Consider the following 15,583-nt stretch of genomic DNA (forward strand, 5'->3'; position numbering starts at 1 on the left):
ATCGTTGCTCAGAGTGCGCCGGCGAACGGCAGGATCTCGACGCTGTCGCCGGCTTCGACGCGGGCGAGGTCGGCGCCCACGACGATGAAGCAGTTCGCGTCGCTGAGGCCCTTCAGCGACGCCGAGCTCTGCGAGCCCGCCGGGGCGACGCGCCACGCGCCGTCCGGTTCACGGCTGGCCACGCCGCGCAGGAAATCGGTGCGGCCCGCGCGCGTGTCGATCGCCGCGCTGGTGCGTGCCGGATAGCGCGGTGCCGGCTCGGCCCGCGCGCCCATCATGGCGAGCAGCGCGTCGCGCACGATCACCTGGAACGTCGCGGCGACCGCCACCGGGTTGCCGGGCAGCCCGAAGAACAGCGCCGCGCGCGCGCCCGGCGCGGTCGGGGCGAGGCGCCCGCAGGCGAGCGGCCGGCCGGGCCGCATCGCGAGGCTCGCGAAGCGGATTTCACCAAGACGTTCGAGCAGCTCGCGCGTGAAATCGGCGTCGCCCACCGACACGCCGCCCGAAGTGATCACCACGTCGGCGCGCGCGGCCGCGTCCCGCAGCGCCGCTTCGAGCGCGGCGGGATCGTCGCGGACGATCCCGCCATCCAGCACCTCGATGCCGAGCGCCGCGAGCATCCCGAACAGCGTCGCGCGGTTGCTGTCGTAACGGCCGCCGGCGCCGAGCGGCTCGCCTGGCGCGCGCAGCTCGTCGCCCGTCGACAGGCACGCCACGCGCAGCCGGCGCCGCACGTTGACCAGGCCGACACCGAGCGAGGCGAGCAGGCCCAGATCGGCGGGCCGCACGATCCGGCCGGCTTCGAGCACGATCGAGTCGCGCGCGAGATCCTCGCCGGCGCGACGGCAGTTCGCGCCGGGCGCGACCGCGTTCGCCGCGAAGCGCACCAGCGTGTCGGTTGCGCTCACGCGCTCCTGCGCGATCACGGTGTCGCTGCCGGCCGGCAGCGGCGCGCCCGTCATGATCCGGATGCAGGCGCCGGCCGGCAGGGCGCCCGCGTGGGGATGGCCGGCCAGCGCGATGCCGGCCACCGGCAGCGCGAGTTCGCCGTTCGCCGCGGTCGCGAGCGCCTCGCCGGCGAACGCGTAGCCGTCCATGGCCGCGTTGTCGTAGGCGGGCACGTCGAGCGGCGACGTGATGGCGTCGGCGAGCACGCGGCCGAGCGCGTCGTACAGCGCGACGCGCTCCGTTTCCGCGACCGGCACGATCGCACGCAGCGCCAGTGCGCGCGCGGCTTCGACGGACAGGGTTTCGGGAGACGGTGGCGTGGTCATGGCTGAAGGAGCGCCGCGAGGCGGGGATCGGGTTCGCGCCGGCAGGCGGCAGCGGCGTGCCGCAGCGGCGGGACGCGTCGAAGAAAGCGCGCGGCGGGTGAAACGCGGGCCGCCGTCAGTCGCGTTCGAGGCGTGTCAATTCCTGCAAAGAGTTGGCATTGTAAAACGCGCGCTCGTTGTCAAATGGCACTTCGATGGTCGTGTGGCGTGCGTACCACGCGCGCACGCGGCGCTCGCCGGCCGCCAGCGCGGCCTCGAGATCGTCGGCGAGCGCGACCGGGACCAGCGCGAAGGTCGGCTGCGGATGCGTGCGGCCGTCGGCTGCCACGCTGACGGCCATCGCGATCGCGGCGCCGTTTGCGTCGCGCGCCGCCAGCAGGCGTGTGGCCAGGTCGTCCGGCAGATAGGGGGTGTCGCACGGCGCGCTCAGCACGAGCGGCGTGGCCGCCGCGCGCAGGCCCGCCAGCAGGCCTGCCAGCGGCCCCGCGAAGCCGGGCGTCGCGTCGGCGACGATGCGCGCGCCGTAGGGCCGGCCCAGCGCCGCGTAGGTGTCGCGGTTGCGGTTCGCGCTGACCACGATCGCCGCGACCTGTGGCGCGAGCCGACGCAGCACGTGCAGCGCGAGCGGTTCGCCGCGCAGCGGCTGCAGTCCCTTGTCGACGCCGCCCATGCGCGAGCCCTGGCCGCCGGCCAGCAGCAGGCCGGTCAACCGCCGTGTGGCGTCATGTGGCAACGGCGCGGGATCTGTCACGAGAGCGGGGCGGGCGGCGACGGCGTTCAGCCGCCGATATAGGACATCTCGACGCGAGGCGCGCCGGCGTCGGCGCGCTGCCCGGCCTGCGCGGTGCCGCGCAGCTGAGAATAGCGGTCGTCGCGCGTCTGCCAGATCCGCGCGACGGCGGTCGCGAGCTGCGCATCGGTGGCGCCGTTGCGCAGCAGCGCGCGCAGGTCGTGGCCCGACGAGCCGAACAGGCACAGATAGAGCTTGCCTTCGGTCGACAGCCGAGCGCGCGTGCAGGCGCCGCAGAACGCGCGCGTGACGCTCGAGATCACGCCGATCTCGCCGCTGCCGTCCGCATAGCCCCAGCGCTGCGCGGTTTCTGCCGCCGAATGCGCTTCGAGCGGCACCAGCGGGAACTGCGCGTCGATCCGTTCGAGCACCTCGGCCGATGGCAGCACGTCGGTCATGTTCCAGCCGTTCGAGGTGCCCACGTCCATGTATTCGATAAAGCGCAGCACGATGCCGGTGCCCTTGAAGCGGCGTGCCATCGGCACGATCTCGGCGTCGTTGGTGCCGCGCTTGACCACCATGTTGACCTTGATCGGCGCGAGCCCGGCGTCCTGCGCGGCGAAGATCCCTTCGAGCACGTCGGCGCTCGCGAAATCGGCATCGTTCATGCGGCGGAACAGCGTGTCGTCGAGTGCGTCGAGGCTGACCGTGACGCGCGTCAGGCCTGCGTCGCGCAGGCTGCGTGCCTTGCGCGCGAGCAGCGAGCCGTTGGTCGTCAGCGTCAGGTCGAGCGGGCGGCCGTCCACCGTTTCCATCCGCGCGAGTCGCTCGATCAGGAATTCGAGGTTCTTGCGCAGCAGCGGCTCGCCGCCGGTGATGCGGATCTTCTCGACGCCGTGCGCGACGAAGATCCGCGCCACGCGCTCGAGCTCCTCGAGCGAAAGCAGTGCGCTGTGCGGCAGGAACGGGTAGTCCTTGTCGAACACGTCGCGCGGCATGCAGTAGACACAGCGGAAATTGCAGCGATCGGTGACCGAGATGCGCAGATCCCGCAACGGCCGCGCGAGAGTGTCGCGCAGGATGCCGCTCGGCGCGAGCGGGGTGCCGGAGATATCCGGAATGCCGCTGACGTCGGTGACCGGGATGATGCGTTGGGACATGGTGACAGAAGCTCGTTCGAAAATGACGACCAGACCGTCATTTTAACGGGAAGCGGCCGATCGGACCGGCGCACGCAAACCCCTAGGAAAAGAGCACAGATGGCGGCGCGCCGGGGTGGGGACGCGTGAAGCGCGCGCGAAACGCCGGTGAGGCGGCCAGGCGTGCGCGAAATCCGTGCGAAATCCACGCGAAGCGCGCGAGCATGAAAAAACCCGCCCTCGGGAGGGCGGGTTTGCGGGGCCTCAAGCCTGTGTCGCTTACTGCTGCGAACGGGTCTCGACCTGCTGCATCGGCGCCGGATCGACCGGCGGCAGCGCCTTGCGCTCACGCGGGGCGCGCACCGGCGGGGCGATCTGCGCGGCGGCCTGCTGGGCGGCGCGCAGCTTGTCCGCGTCGGTGTTGACCCAGGTCAGGCCGGCGGCGTCGAGCGCGGCTTCGATGCCGAGCGATGCCGGTGCGAGAGCCGGAGCAGGGGCCGCTTCCGGCGCTGCGGCGGTTTCGACCGGTGCCGGAGCGGGAGCCGGCGCGACCGGCTGCGGCTCGGCGGCCACCACCGGGGCCGGCTCGGCCTCCACCTGCGGCTCGGCCGCGACCGGAGCCGGTTCGACCGGCGCGCGCGCGACCAACGGCACGGCGTCCGCCACCGGGGGCTCGGCCGGTGCCGATTCCTGTGTCGATTCGGCGGCCGGCTCGACCGAGGGCGGCGCCGGTTCGATCGCCGGTGCCGGCTCGAACAGCGCGGCCTGCGTCGGCTCGACTGCCGCAGCCGCCGGTTCGACGATCAGTGCCGTCGGCGTGACCGGCGTTTCGCTCACCTCGGCCGGTGCGGTTTCCCGCGGAGCCGTCTCGACCGGTTCGACCGGCGCGGGTGCGGCCGCGGGAGCCGGTTCCACCGGGGCCGGCGTGGCCAGCACGACGGGCTCGGCGGCGGGCGTTACGGCCTGCCCGGCAGGCGCCGTCTCGACCGGCGCCGGCGTGATCGCAGCCGGTGCCGGCTCGATCGCGAGCGATGCCGTTTCAGCCGGTGCCGCCGCCGCCGCCGGCGCCGCTTCGGCCTGCGTCGCTTCGGCGGCATGCGCGGCCACCGCTTCAGCCGCGACCGCGGCCGTGGCGGCCGTCACGGTGGCGACGGCTGCCACCACCGGTGCGTCGGCGTAGTGGGAATGACCCGCTTCGGCTTGCGCTGCCTGCTCGGCGCCTTCACCAGCTTCCACGCCTTCCGGCGCGGCGCCCGCCACGCCTTCCTCGCGATCACGGCGACCACCACGACGGCCGCGGCGGCGACGGCGGCGTTCCTCGCCGTCACGCGCACCGGCTTCCGCGTCGGCGGCGAATTCGGCGCCCGGTGCCAGCAGCTCCGCGTCTTCCGTCGCTTCCGCGTGCGCCGTCTCGCCGCGATTCACGGTTTCGAGCGTGGCCGCGTGCGGCACGGCCTTGCGGCGCTCGCCGCGTTCACCGCGCTCGCGCCGTTCCTGACGCGGGGCTTCCGCGCCGTCGGCCGCCACCACGCGTTCACGCGGCTCGCGGTTTTCACGCGGTTCGCGGGCCTCGCGCGGCTCACGGCCTTCACGCGGCTCGCGTGCCTCGCGCGGTTCACGGGCTTCGCGCACTTCGCGCACTTCGCGCGGCTCGCGACCCTCACGGCCTTCGCGTGCCTCGCGCGGCTCGCGATTGCCGCGGCCCTCGCGTGCCTCGCCGCGGTTTTCACGCGGCTCGCGGCCTTCCTTGCCCTCGCGTTCGCCGCGTGCCTGCGGCGCACGGCCACCTGCCACCGCCGGTTGCGCGTCGCGCGCGCCGGCCGGCTGGCCGTTGCGGCGATTCGGATTGCGGTTGCGATCGCCGCCGCGTTCGCCGCGTTCGCCGCGCTCGGACTTCTCGCCGCGCTCGCGGGCCGGGCGCGCTTCCGTCGCCACTTCCTTGACGGGCGCCGGAGCCGGAGCCGGGGCGGCCGGCTGGCCGCCGAACAGGCTCTTGATCCAGCCGAAGAAACCACTGCCCGAGGTGGCGACCGGCGCGGGCGCCGGTGCGACCGGAGCGGCCACCGGAGCCGGCGCGGCCTCGCGCTGCGGCGCGCCCGGTGCCGGATGCTCGGGCGTGATGCCCTTGACGGCCGCTTCCTGCTTCGGTTTCACGTCGCCGGTGCGCTTGCTGTAGCCAGTCTCCGACTCGAGTTCGCGAGCCGCTTCCTCGGCCATCTTCCACGAGGCGCGCGGATCGTCGAGGCGTACGTCGTCGTGGCGCAGGCGTTCGAGCTTGTAGTGGGGCGTATCGAGGTGCTTGTTCGGGATCAGCACGATGCCGACCTTGAAGCGCGACTCGATCTTGTTGATTTCCTGACGCTTTTCGTTGAGCAGGAAGGCGGTGACTTCGACCGGCACCTGGCAATGGATCGCCGCGGTGTTCTCCTTCATCGCCTCTTCCTGGATGATGCGCAGGACCTGCAGCGCCGACGATTCGGTATCGCGGATGTGGCCGGTGCCGTTACAGCGCGGGCAGGTCACGTGGCTGCCTTCCGACAGCGCCGGGCGCAGTCGCTGGCGCGACAGCTCCATCAGGCCGAAACGCGAGATCTTGCCCATCTGCACGCGCGCGCGGTCGTGCTTGAGCGCGTCCTTCAGGCGCTGCTCGACCTCGCGCTGGCTCTTGGCCGATTCCATGTCGATGAAATCGATCACGATCAGGCCACCGAGGTCGCGCAGGCGCAGCTGGCGCGCGACTTCGTCGGCGGCTTCGAGGTTGGTGCGGGTGGCGGTTTCCTCGATGTCGGCGCCCTTGGTGGCGCGCGCCGAGTTCACGTCGATCGCGACCAGCGCCTCGGTGTGGTCGATCACGATCGCGCCGCCCGAGGGCAGCGGCACCGTGCGCGAGTACGCGGTCTCTATCTGGTGCTCGATCTGGAAGCGCGAGAAAAGCGGCACGTCGTCGTGGTAGCGCTTCACCTTGCCGACGTTGTCGGGCATCACGATGTCCATGAACGCACGCGCCTGATCGTGGATCTCGTTCGTGTCGATCAGGATTTCGCCGATGTCGGGCTGGAAATAGTCGCGGATCGCGCGGATCACGAGGCTCGATTCCAGATAGATCAGCATCGGCTGGCCCGAATGGCCGCTCTTCGAGGCGGCCTCGATCGCGTGCCAGAGCTGCAGCAGGTAGTTCAGATCCCACTGCAGTTCCTCGGCGCTGCGGCCGATGCCCGCGGTGCGGGCGATCATGCTCATCCCTTCGGGGATTTCGAGCTGCGCCATGGTTTCGCGCAGTTCCTGACGCTCGTCGCCCTCGATGCGGCGCGACACGCCGCCGCCGCGCGGGTTGTTCGGCATCAGCACCAGGTAGCGGCCGGCCAGCGAGATGAAGGTGGTCAGCGCGGCGCCCTTGTTGCCGCGTTCTTCCTTCTCGACCTGGACGATCAGCTCCTGGCCTTCGCGCAGCGCATCCTGGATCCGCGCGGAGCGCATGTCCACGCCGTCGCGGAAGTACTGGCGGGCGACTTCCTTGAACGGCAGGAAGCCGTGGCGATCTTCGCCGTAGTTGACGAAGCAGGCTTCGAGCGAGGGCTCGATGCGGGTGACGACGCCCTTGTAGATGTTGCCTTTGCGCTGTTCGCGGCCGGCGGTTTCGATATCGATGTCGATGAGCTTCTGCCCATCGACGATGGCGACACGCAGTTCTTCCTGCTGTGTCGCATTGAACAGCATGCGTTTCATAAAACGGCTCCAGGCGGCGCTACCAGCGGTGCGTTCCGGTTGTCAGGCGGAACGCGGGCGATAGCAGGCCGCGCCTTGTTGTGTTGTCACGAGCACGCTGGAGCGGGAATGATGGCGGGAGAATTGCCTGAAGAGGCGCGGACCGATACGACTGGTCGGCGGCCATGGGCACCTGCGAACGCGGCTTCAAAGCACGGGTGTCCACCCCGCGCGCCATGCGGCGCGCTAAGCCTGCTGCCGGGCAATGCCGCACGCAGCACGCGGCGCAAGTTGCGCGCGACGTCGCTGGGGCGGCATGTGCTGCGGCCGGGCCGCAGCGGGGAGTATCGAATCCAGCCCGACTTCCCCGCCTGGGGTGTTCTACCTTGGTTTGACGTCGCCTGGCTCCGCACGCTTCGCGAGACCACACCGGGCGCACGCCGTCATATTCGCAACCGGCAGCGCGACCGGCTTACTTCGCGCCGGGCCGCCGCTGCCAATTGAATTCTTTTTGTCCAACCTTCCGTTACCGCAGCACACCACCAACCGAATCCGCCTGTGGGCGCGATCCCTGCCGGCGCGGAGTGCCGTGCGTGCAACTCGCTGCTTCTCTTTTGTGCGGGGCGAGCAGCGGACCCCGGGCGCAAGTAAAATAGCGGTTTGCGCTTGCGCCTTTGCGCAATCCGCCCGAACCGGCCAATCCGGCCGCCCGCAGCGGAAAGCTGGGCAAAATTATATTCAGTATGAATGAGTTAGGCAAAATATCCCAGAAATCGGTCGCAAGCGGTCAGGTTTCCATGGTCGAAGTCGGTGAGGACGCTGCCGGTCAGCGCATCGACAATTTCCTGCTGCGCGTCTGCAAGGGTGTGCCCAAAAGTCACATCTACCGCATCCTGCGCAGTGGCGAAGTCCGTGTCAACAAGGGCCGGATCGATGCGCAGTACCGGCTCGCATTTGGCGACGTGGTGCGGATCCCGCCGATCCGCGTGGCCGCGGCCGATCCCGCGCGCGAGGCGGCGCCGGTGCCGGCCGTCGAATTCGAGATCCTGTTCGAGGACGACGCGCTGATCGCCATCAACAAGCCGGCCGGGGTCGCGGTTCACGGCGGCAGCGGCGTGTCGTTCGGTGTGATCGAGCAGATGCGCGCCGCGCGGCCGAGCGCGAAATTTCTTGAACTCGTGCATCGGCTCGACCGCGAAACCTCGGGGATCCTGATGCTCGCGAAGAAGCGCTCGGCGCTGGTCGCGCTGCACGAGCAGATCCGCGAGAACCGCATGGACAAGCGCTACTACGCCTGCGCGCATGGCGACTGGGCGGCCGATTGGGGCCGCCGGCGCGCCGTGAAGGTGCCGCTGTTCAAGTATTCGACCGCCGACGGCGAGCGCCGCGTGCGCGTGCAGGACGACGGCCTGCCGTCGCATACGGTCTTCAACCTGATCCAGCGCTGGCCGGAATACGCGTTTGTCGAGGCGGAACTCAAAACGGGTCGGACCCACCAGATACGCGTACACTTGGCGCATCTCGGGCTGCCGATCGCGGGCGATGCGAAGTACGGCGATTTCGCGCTGAACAAGGCGCTGGCCCGCGCCAACGCGCGTCCGTCGCTGAAACGGATGTTCCTGCACGCCTACCGCCTGAAGCTCGCGCATCCGCTGTCCGGCGAGTCGCTGCAATTCGATGCGCCGCTGCCTGACGAATGCCGGCGCTTCCTCGACCAACTCAACGACCTGCGCGCACCCGCCGCATGAATCGCATGGCCCGACAGCAATTTGACCTGATTGTTTTCGACTGGGACGGCACGCTGATGGATTCGACCGCGCACATCGCGCAGAGCATCCAGGCGGCCTGCCGCGACCTTGGCCTGCCGACGCCGTCCGACGAGGCCTCGCGCTACGTGATCGGCCTCGGGTTGCGCGACGCGCTGGCGATCGCCGCGCCCACGCTCGATCCGTCCGAGTACGCGCGGCTCGCCGAGCGGTACCGGTTCCACTATCTGGTCAAGGACCAGCGCATCGAGCTGTTCGCCGGCGTGCGCGAGCTGCTCGAGGAACTGCGCGATACTGGCTATCTCCTTGCGGTGGCGACCGGGAAGGGCCGAGTCGGGCTGAACCGCGCGCTCGACGAGACCAAGCTGACGCGCTTTTTCGACGGCACGCGCTGCGCCGACGAAACCTTCTCGAAGCCGCATCCGGCGATGCTGCACGAACTGAGCCGTGAACTGGGGCAGGATCTGGCGCGCACCGTGATGATCGGCGACACCACGCACGACCTGCAGATGGCGGCAAGCGCCGGCGCGGCCGGCGTCGGAGTGGCCTACGGCGCTCATCCGGCCGAGTCGCTGGCCGCGCTGGAGCCGCGCTTCATCGCCACCGACGTGAGCGCGCTCGCCGACTGGCTGCGCCTGCACGCATGAGCGACGAGGCCGTATTTGTCTGCGCGTCCGACGCGCTCGTCGACGGCGGGCTCGGCGTGCGGCAGACGGCGCGCCTGCGTGGCGAGGAGGTTGTCGTCTTCTTCGTTCGCTATGACGGGCGGGCCTATGGCTACCTGAACCGCTGCGCGCATGTGCCGATGGAGCTGGACTGGAACGAGGGCCAGTTCTTCGAATCCTCGGGCCTGTACCTGATGTGCGCGACACACGGCGCAATCTACGCGCCCGACACCGGCAAGTGCGTCGGCGGCCCGTGCCGCGGCGCTCGGCTGCGCGCGGTCGCGGTCGACGAGCGCGACACGCCCGAGGGCCGCGCCGTCTACTGGCTGCCCGACGCCGAACTGCGGCCGCCGGCGCCCTGATCCGTCGGCCTGATTCGTCGCCGATTCCTCTTTTCCGACCCTCACTGGCCCACGCATGACCGACCAACCGACTTCTCCCGATTCCTCCGGCACCGCGCGCGGCGCCGGCCATGAACCCGGCTGGGAGCGCGCGGCGCTCGAGCGGATCGCGATGGCGGCGATCATCGAGCAGCGCCGGGCGCGCCGCTGGCGCATCGCGTTCCGTTTCCTCTGGCTGATCCTGCTGGTGGCGATCGTGTTCGCGGTGTTCGACTTCTCGGGCGACGGCAAGCTGTCGAGCAGCCGCCACACCGCGCTCGTGACGATCGACGGCGAGATCGCGGCGGGCACCAACGCGAACGCCGACGACATCAACTCCGCGCTCGACGACGCCTTCGACGATTCCGGCACGGTCGGCGTCGTGCTGCGCATCAACAGCCCGGGCGGCAGCCCGGTGCAGGCCGGCATCGTCTATGACGAGATCCGCCGGCTGCGCAAGAAATACCCGTCGAAGCCGCTCTACGTGGTGGTCAGCGACATGTGCGCATCGGGCGGTTATTACATCGCCGCGGCGGCTGACAAGATCTACGTCAACAAGGCCAGCATCGTCGGCTCGATCGGTGTGCTGATGGACGGCTTCGGCTTCACCGGCCTGATGGACAAGCTCGGCGTCGAGCGCCGGCTGCATACGTCGGGCGAGAACAAGGGCTTTTTCGATCCGTTCTCGCCGGAAACGCCGAAGATGAACGAGCATGCGCAGGCGATGCTCGACGAGATCCATGCGCAGTTCATCCAGGCCGTGAAGGACGGCCGCGGCAAGCGGCTGCATGATTCGCCGGATCTGTTCTCGGGGCTGTTCTGGACCGGCGCGAAGAGCGTCGAACTCGGCCTCGCGGACGGCTTCGGCACCACCGACTCGGTCGCGCGCGACGTGCTGAAGGCGCCCGACATCGTCGATTACACGGTCAAGGAAAGCTTGAGCAACCGCGTGGCACGGCGCTTCGGCGCGGCGATCGGCGGCGGGGCGGTGAAGTCGGCGCTGTCGGACAGCGGGATCCGGCTGCGCTGAGGCCTCGCGGGTAGCCGGGCAGGCGCGCGCCGCTGCGGGTGCGCGTGGCCCGGGGGCCGGGGGGCGCCGTCGGCGGGCCGGCCGTTGCGCTCAGTTCGCGAGCAGCAGGAAGATCGCCGGCCGTTTCTGCAGGTTCAGCGGCGGCGCCTTCTTCCAGTCAGCCGCGCTGCGGCTCACGATCGTCTCGGTATCGAGCGTCAGGTCCGCCGCGACGCAGATCAGCGTCGACGGCGCGCAGTTCGTGACCAGCGCCTCCAGCATCGCCTGGTTGCGATACGGCGTCTCGATGAAGATCTCGGTTTCCTTGGCCTTGCGCGACTGCTGTTCGAGTTCGCGCAGGCGCTTTGCGCGCGCGGCCGCGTCGACCGGCAGGTAGCCGTGGAACGCGAAGGTCTGGCCGTTCAGGCCGGAGGCCATCAGCGCGAGCAGGATCGAACTCGGGCCGACCAGCGGCACCACGCGCACGCCGCGCTCGTGCGCGCGCCGCACCAGCAGCGCGCCCGGGTCCGCCACGGCCGGCACGCCGGCTTCGGACACGAGGCCGCCGTCGGCGCCGGCGAGGATCGGCCCGAGCAGCCGCTCGATCTCGCCCGCCGGCGTCTTCACGTTCAATTCGCGGATTTCGATTTCCTGGATCGGCCGTTCGGTGCCGATCTTCTTCAGGAACGCGCGCGTGGTCTTCGCGTTCTCGCCGATGTAATAGCCGAGCGCGGCGGCGCGTGCCTGCACCGCGGCCGGCAGCACGGCCGCGAGCATCGACGCGTCGCCTTCGCCGAGCGTGTTCGGGATCAGATAGAGCGTGCCCTTCGTCATGCCTGCGCCTCCGTGCCGAACAGCGCCACGCCTGCCTCGCGCAGCATGCGCGTGAGCGCGATCAGCGGCAGGCCGACCAGCGCGGTCGGGTCGTCGGAGTCGATCGCGTCGAGCAGTGCGATGCCGAGCCCCTCCGACTTGGCGCTGCCGGCCACGTCGTAGGGCGTCTCCGCGCGCAGGTAGGCGTCGAGTTCGGCGTCGGACAGCGAGCGGAAGCGCACGCGAGTGATCACGTCCTCGACTTGCGCGCGATCGGTGCGGCTGTCGTAGACACATAGCGCGCTATGGAATTCGACGCGGCGGCCCTGCATCGATTTCAGTTGTTCGAGCGCGCGTTCGTGCGTGCCGGGCTTGCCGATCTGGCGGCCGTCGAAGGTCGCGACTTGGTCGGAGCCGATCACGATCGTGCCCTCGGGCGCGGCGACGCGGCCGGCGACGGCGCGCGCCTTTTCGGCGGCGAGCCGCAGCGCGGTGTCGGCCGGCGTTTCGCCGGCGCGCGGCGCCTCGTCGAGATCGGGCGTGGCGACCTCGAACGGAATCCTCAGGCGTTCGAGCAACTCGCGCCGGTAACGGGAACTGGACGCCAGGATCAGCCTGGGCGGACGGGCAAACGTGGTCATCATGGCGCTTCGGAAGGGGCCTCGCGGCGTGGCGCGAGGCGGGGTCTTAAGTGATTGACTTGAAAAGATAAAACAGATATAGTTTTGCGCTTTTCATCGGCGGCGGTTAATGGGTGCCGACTGGGGTGCCGACCGGAAGCGCCGACTTCGGGCCCCGGCATCGACCGTCGCGGGCCCGGTCCGCAAGCCGGCGCGTCCGGCAATCCGGTACTGCGTCGATGGTGGCAAGCACAATACGGCAGGAGCGCACATGAATCCTTCTTCTGGCAAACCTGCGGTATCGCTCGATCCGCATGTCGTCGACCTGTTCGAGTTCGCGCGCAGCGCCCGGCAATCGGCCGGCGCGGTGCGGCTCTCGCAACTGCCGCGCATGTTAAACGAAGTGCCGGCCGATGCGCCAGATCGTGACGCCGCGTTCACGTGGCAGGCGGAAGGCTCGACGCAGTCGGAACTGCAGGACGACGGCAGCGAAGGCCAGCAGCCGTATCTGCGGCTCGCGCTGCACGGCGTCGCGTGGCTCGAATGCCAGCGCTGCATGACGCCGTACTCGCAGGCCTTCGATATCGACATGGTGTATCGGATCGTTGCCACCGAGGAGGAAGCGGAAGCCATTCCGCTCGATGAGGACGATGAAGTCGATGTGATCGTGGGTTCGCGCCAGTTCGATCTCGTCGACTTGATCGAAGAGGAGCTGTTGCTCTCGCTGCCGCTTGTGCCAAAGCATGAAGTCTGTCCGGCGGTGCATGAAAGTCTCGTTTCGGGTGTCAGCGGCCCCGCCGAGGATTTCGTGGCCGACGAAGAGACCGAAAGCGAAGGCGACGAGGGCGGTGAAAAGCGGCCCAATCCGTTCGCGGCGCTCGAAGCGCTGAAGCGGGACGGCGACAAGAAACACTGACGTAGGTGGAGCACGGGAAGGCGTCGGGCGGCAGTGCCCGGATGTGGTTAGGCGCCGTATCGGGCTGTGTTAGAATCCGGAAAATTTTTAGGAGTTAGTCATGGCAGTTCAGCAAAACAAGAAGTCGCCGTCGAAGCGCGGCATGCATCGTTCGCACGATTTCCTGACGACCACGCCGCTGGCCGTCGAGCCGAGCACGGGTGAAGTGCATCTGCGTCACCACATCAGCCCGAACGGCTACTACCGCGGCAAGAAAGTCGTCAAGACGAAGAACGACTAAGCGCGTTTCGTCGCGCGAGGTCCGGCCCATGCCCGGGCGCTTCGCACGACGACCGGTTCGCTTGACACTTTCCTGGCTCGACAAAAAGGCGGCATTCAACTGCCGCTTTTTTGTGCCTGAAATTCGTCGCACTCCATGACAGTAAAGCTCACGATCGATTGCATGGGAGGCGACCACGGCCCGTCCGTGACCGTTCCCGCGGCAGTCAAGTTTGTCCGTGCGCACCCCGATGCGCATCTGATGCTGGTAGGCATCGATACCGCGATACGTGCCCAGCTGAAAAAGCTCAAGGCGCTCGACGAGCCCACGCTCTCGATCGTCCCGGCCACGGAAGTGGTCGCGATGGACGATTCCGTCGAGATCGCGCTGCGGCGGAAAAAAGATTCCTCGATGCGCGTCGCGCTGAACCACGTCAAGGACGGCGCGGCGCAGGCCTGCGTCTCGGCCGGCAACACCGGCGCGCTGATGGCGGTGTCGCGCTATGTGCTGAAGACGCTGCCCGGCATCGAACGCCCGGCGATCGCGTCCGCGCTGCCGAACCCGAGCGGCTACACGATGATGCTCGACCTCGGCGCGAACGTCGATTGCGAGCCGCAGCACCTGCTGCAGTTCGCCGAGATGGGGCACGCGCTCGTCGCCGCGCTCGAGGGCAGGGATCGTCCGTCGATCGGCCTGCTCAACATCGGCGAGGAGGTGATCAAGGGCAACGACACGATCAAGCGTGCGGGCGAACTGCTGCGCGCCAGCACGCTCAACTTCCGCGGCAACGTCGAGGGCAACGACATCTACAAGGGCACGGTCGACGTGATCGTCTGCGACGGCTTCGTCGGCAACGTCGCGCTGAAGACCTCGGAAGGACTCGCCCAGATGCTCGCCGACATCATCAAGGAAGAGTTCAGCCGTTCGTGGCTGACCAAGCTGATGGCCGTGCTCGCGCTGCCGGTGTTGCTGCGTTTCAAGAAGCGCGTCGATCATCGCCAGTACAATGGCGCGGCGTTGCTCGGCCTGCGCGGCCTCGTCATCAAGAGCCACGGTTCGGCCGATGCCTACGCGTTTGAGTGGGCCATCAAACGCGGGTATGATGCGGTCAAAAATGGCGTGCTGGAGCGCCTTTCCCGGGCCATGGCGGAAAACGCGATGCCGCTTGGCGAAAGCGGTCACGACGCGGGCGGTGCCGGCCAGGCGGGCCCGTCCGCCGGTCAGCAGGCCGAGCCTTCTTCCGCTTTGTCCTCGAAAGCTTAAATGGCCCAATCGACTCTCTATTCCCGCGTGCTCGGCACGGGCAGTCATCTGCCTTCCAACCGGGTCACGAACCAGGCGCTCGCCGAGCGTCTCGCGAAAGACGGCATCGAAACCAGCGACGAATGGATCGTCGCGCGCACCGGCATCCACGCACGCCATTTCGCCGACCCGGACGTGACGACCAGCGATCTCGCGCTGGTCGCCGCGCAGCGCGCGATCGAGGCCGCCGACATCGATCCGCAATCGATCGACCTGATCATCGTCGCCACCTCGACCCCCGATTTCGTCTTCCCCAGCACCGCCTGCCTGCTGCAGAACAAGCTCGGCATCCGCAACGGCGGCGCCGCATTCGACGTGCAGGCGGTCTGCTCGGGCTTCGCCTACGCGCTGGCCACGGCCGACAGCTTCATCCGCAGCGGCCAGCACCGCAACGCGCTGGTGGTGGGTGCCGAGACCTTCTCGCGGATCCTCGATTTCAAGGATCGCACCACCTGCGTGCTGTTCGGCGACGGCGCCGGCGCCGTGGTGCTGTCGGCTTCCGACGAGCCGGGCATCCTCGGCAGCGCGCTGCACGCGGACGGCAGCTACTCGCACATCCTCTGCACGCCGGGCAACGTGAACGGCGGCGTGATCGCCGGCAGCGCGTTCCTGCACATGGACGGCCAGGCGGTATTCAAGCTCGCCGTCAACGTGCTCGAGAAGGTGGCCGTCGAGGCGCTCGAAAAGGCGAACCTGTCGGCCGACCAGGTCGACTGGCTGATTCCACACCAGGCGAATATCCGTATCATGACCAGCACCTGCCGCAAGCTCGGCCTGCCGCAGGACCGCATGGTCGTCACCGTCGGCGAGCACGGCAACACCTCGGCCGCCTCGATCCCGCTGGCGCTCGACGTGGCGGTGCGCGACGGCCGGATCCAGCGCGGTCAGACGGTCCTGGTCGAAGGCGTCGGCGGTGGCTTCACCTGGGGCGCGACGGTATTCCGCTTCTGAGCGCCGGGCCGCCCCTCGCGGCCGCGCCCGCTGTCGCCGGTGCGCCGCTCGAAT

General features: G+C 69.1%; 14 protein-coding genes. 8 read left to right on the top strand and 6 right to left on the bottom strand.

Features of this window, described 5'->3' with window-relative positions:
• Positions 1-8 precede the first annotated feature (8 nt).
• The 4 genes from moeA to bpln_RS04800 all read right to left on the bottom strand — a co-directional run bounded on the left by moeA (position 9) and on the right by bpln_RS04800 (position 6,869).
• On the bottom strand, positions 9-1,274 hold the full coding sequence (gene moeA, locus bpln_RS04785) for a molybdopterin molybdotransferase MoeA (RefSeq protein ID WP_055138197.1): 1,266 nt from the start codon (positions 1,272-1,274) through the stop codon (positions 9-11).
• A 115-nt stretch (positions 1,275-1,389) separates the two neighbouring features.
• Positions 1,390-1,944, bottom strand: coding sequence for a molybdenum cofactor guanylyltransferase MobA (gene mobA, locus bpln_RS04790; RefSeq protein ID WP_244132130.1), 555 nt, complete (start codon positions 1,942-1,944; stop codon positions 1,390-1,392).
• A 107-nt stretch (positions 1,945-2,051) separates the two neighbouring features.
• Entirely contained in the window at positions 2,052-3,164 is a 1,113-nt protein-coding gene (moaA, locus tag bpln_RS04795) for a GTP 3',8-cyclase MoaA (protein WP_042624213.1), read from the bottom strand.
• A 258-nt stretch (positions 3,165-3,422) separates the two neighbouring features.
• On the bottom strand, positions 3,423-6,869 hold the full coding sequence (locus bpln_RS04800; protein WP_055138199.1) for an Rne/Rng family ribonuclease: 3,447 nt from the start codon (positions 6,867-6,869) through the stop codon (positions 3,423-3,425).
• 722 nt (positions 6,870-7,591) lie between these two features.
• On the opposite strand from bpln_RS04800, the gene bpln_RS04805 reads away from it, so the two are divergent.
• From bpln_RS04805 to bpln_RS04820, 4 genes are read left to right on the top strand one after another with little or no spacing between them, the layout of a single operon-like run.
• On the top strand, positions 7,592-8,596 hold the full coding sequence (locus bpln_RS04805) for an RluA family pseudouridine synthase (RefSeq protein ID WP_055138200.1): 1,005 nt from the start codon (positions 7,592-7,594) through the stop codon (positions 8,594-8,596).
• 5 nt (positions 8,597-8,601) lie between these two features.
• A complete protein-coding gene (locus bpln_RS04810; RefSeq protein WP_055138201.1) occupies positions 8,602-9,261 on the top strand; it encodes an HAD-IA family hydrolase in 660 nt (219 codons plus the stop codon).
• The gene (locus bpln_RS04815) at positions 9,258-9,641 is read left to right on the top strand and encodes a Rieske (2Fe-2S) protein (RefSeq protein WP_042624217.1); all 384 of its coding nucleotides are present in this window, start codon (positions 9,258-9,260) and stop codon (positions 9,639-9,641) included. The genes bpln_RS04810 and bpln_RS04815 overlap by 4 nt, the downstream gene beginning before the upstream one ends.
• 55 nt (positions 9,642-9,696) lie before the next feature.
• Positions 9,697-10,689 (top strand): S49 family peptidase, encoded by a 993-nt coding sequence (locus bpln_RS04820; protein WP_055138202.1) that lies wholly within the window; start codon positions 9,697-9,699, stop codon positions 10,687-10,689.
• 90 nt (positions 10,690-10,779) lie between these two features.
• Here the strand turns inward: bpln_RS04820 and bpln_RS04825 are convergent, their stop codons facing one another.
• Together bpln_RS04825 and bpln_RS04830 are read right to left on the bottom strand one after the other, a co-directional pair.
• Positions 10,780-11,502, bottom strand: a complete 723-nt coding sequence (locus tag bpln_RS04825) for an SAM-dependent methyltransferase (RefSeq protein WP_055138203.1) — start codon at positions 11,500-11,502, stop codon at positions 10,780-10,782.
• Positions 11,499-12,125 (bottom strand): Maf-like protein, encoded by a 627-nt coding sequence (locus tag bpln_RS04830; RefSeq protein ID WP_042624220.1) that lies wholly within the window; start codon positions 12,123-12,125, stop codon positions 11,499-11,501. The genes bpln_RS04825 and bpln_RS04830 overlap by 4 nt, the downstream gene beginning before the upstream one ends.
• A gap of 247 nt (positions 12,126-12,372) precedes the next feature.
• Here bpln_RS04830 and bpln_RS04835 point away from each other — a divergent pair, with 247 nt between their 5' ends.
• The 4 genes from bpln_RS04835 to bpln_RS04850 all read left to right on the top strand — a co-directional run bounded on the left by bpln_RS04835 (position 12,373) and on the right by bpln_RS04850 (position 15,529).
• Positions 12,373-13,017 (top strand): DUF177 domain-containing protein, encoded by a 645-nt coding sequence (locus bpln_RS04835; RefSeq protein WP_042624221.1) that lies wholly within the window; start codon positions 12,373-12,375, stop codon positions 13,015-13,017.
• A 100-nt stretch (positions 13,018-13,117) separates the two neighbouring features.
• Positions 13,118-13,297, top strand: coding sequence for a 50S ribosomal protein L32 (gene rpmF / locus bpln_RS04840; RefSeq protein ID WP_012735017.1), 180 nt, complete (start codon positions 13,118-13,120; stop codon positions 13,295-13,297).
• 135 nt (positions 13,298-13,432) lie between these two features.
• A complete protein-coding gene (gene plsX / locus bpln_RS04845) occupies positions 13,433-14,539 on the top strand; it encodes a phosphate acyltransferase PlsX (protein ID WP_055138204.1) in 1,107 nt (368 codons plus the stop codon).
• Positions 14,540-15,529: a beta-ketoacyl-ACP synthase III gene (locus tag bpln_RS04850; protein WP_055138205.1), complete on the top strand. Its 990-nt coding sequence runs from the start codon at positions 14,540-14,542 to the stop codon at positions 15,527-15,529.
• Positions 15,530-15,583 lie beyond the last annotated feature (54 nt).

This window comes from Burkholderia plantarii (assembly GCF_001411805.1).
GTDB classification, from domain to species: Bacteria; Pseudomonadota; Gammaproteobacteria; order Burkholderiales; family Burkholderiaceae; genus Burkholderia; species Burkholderia plantarii.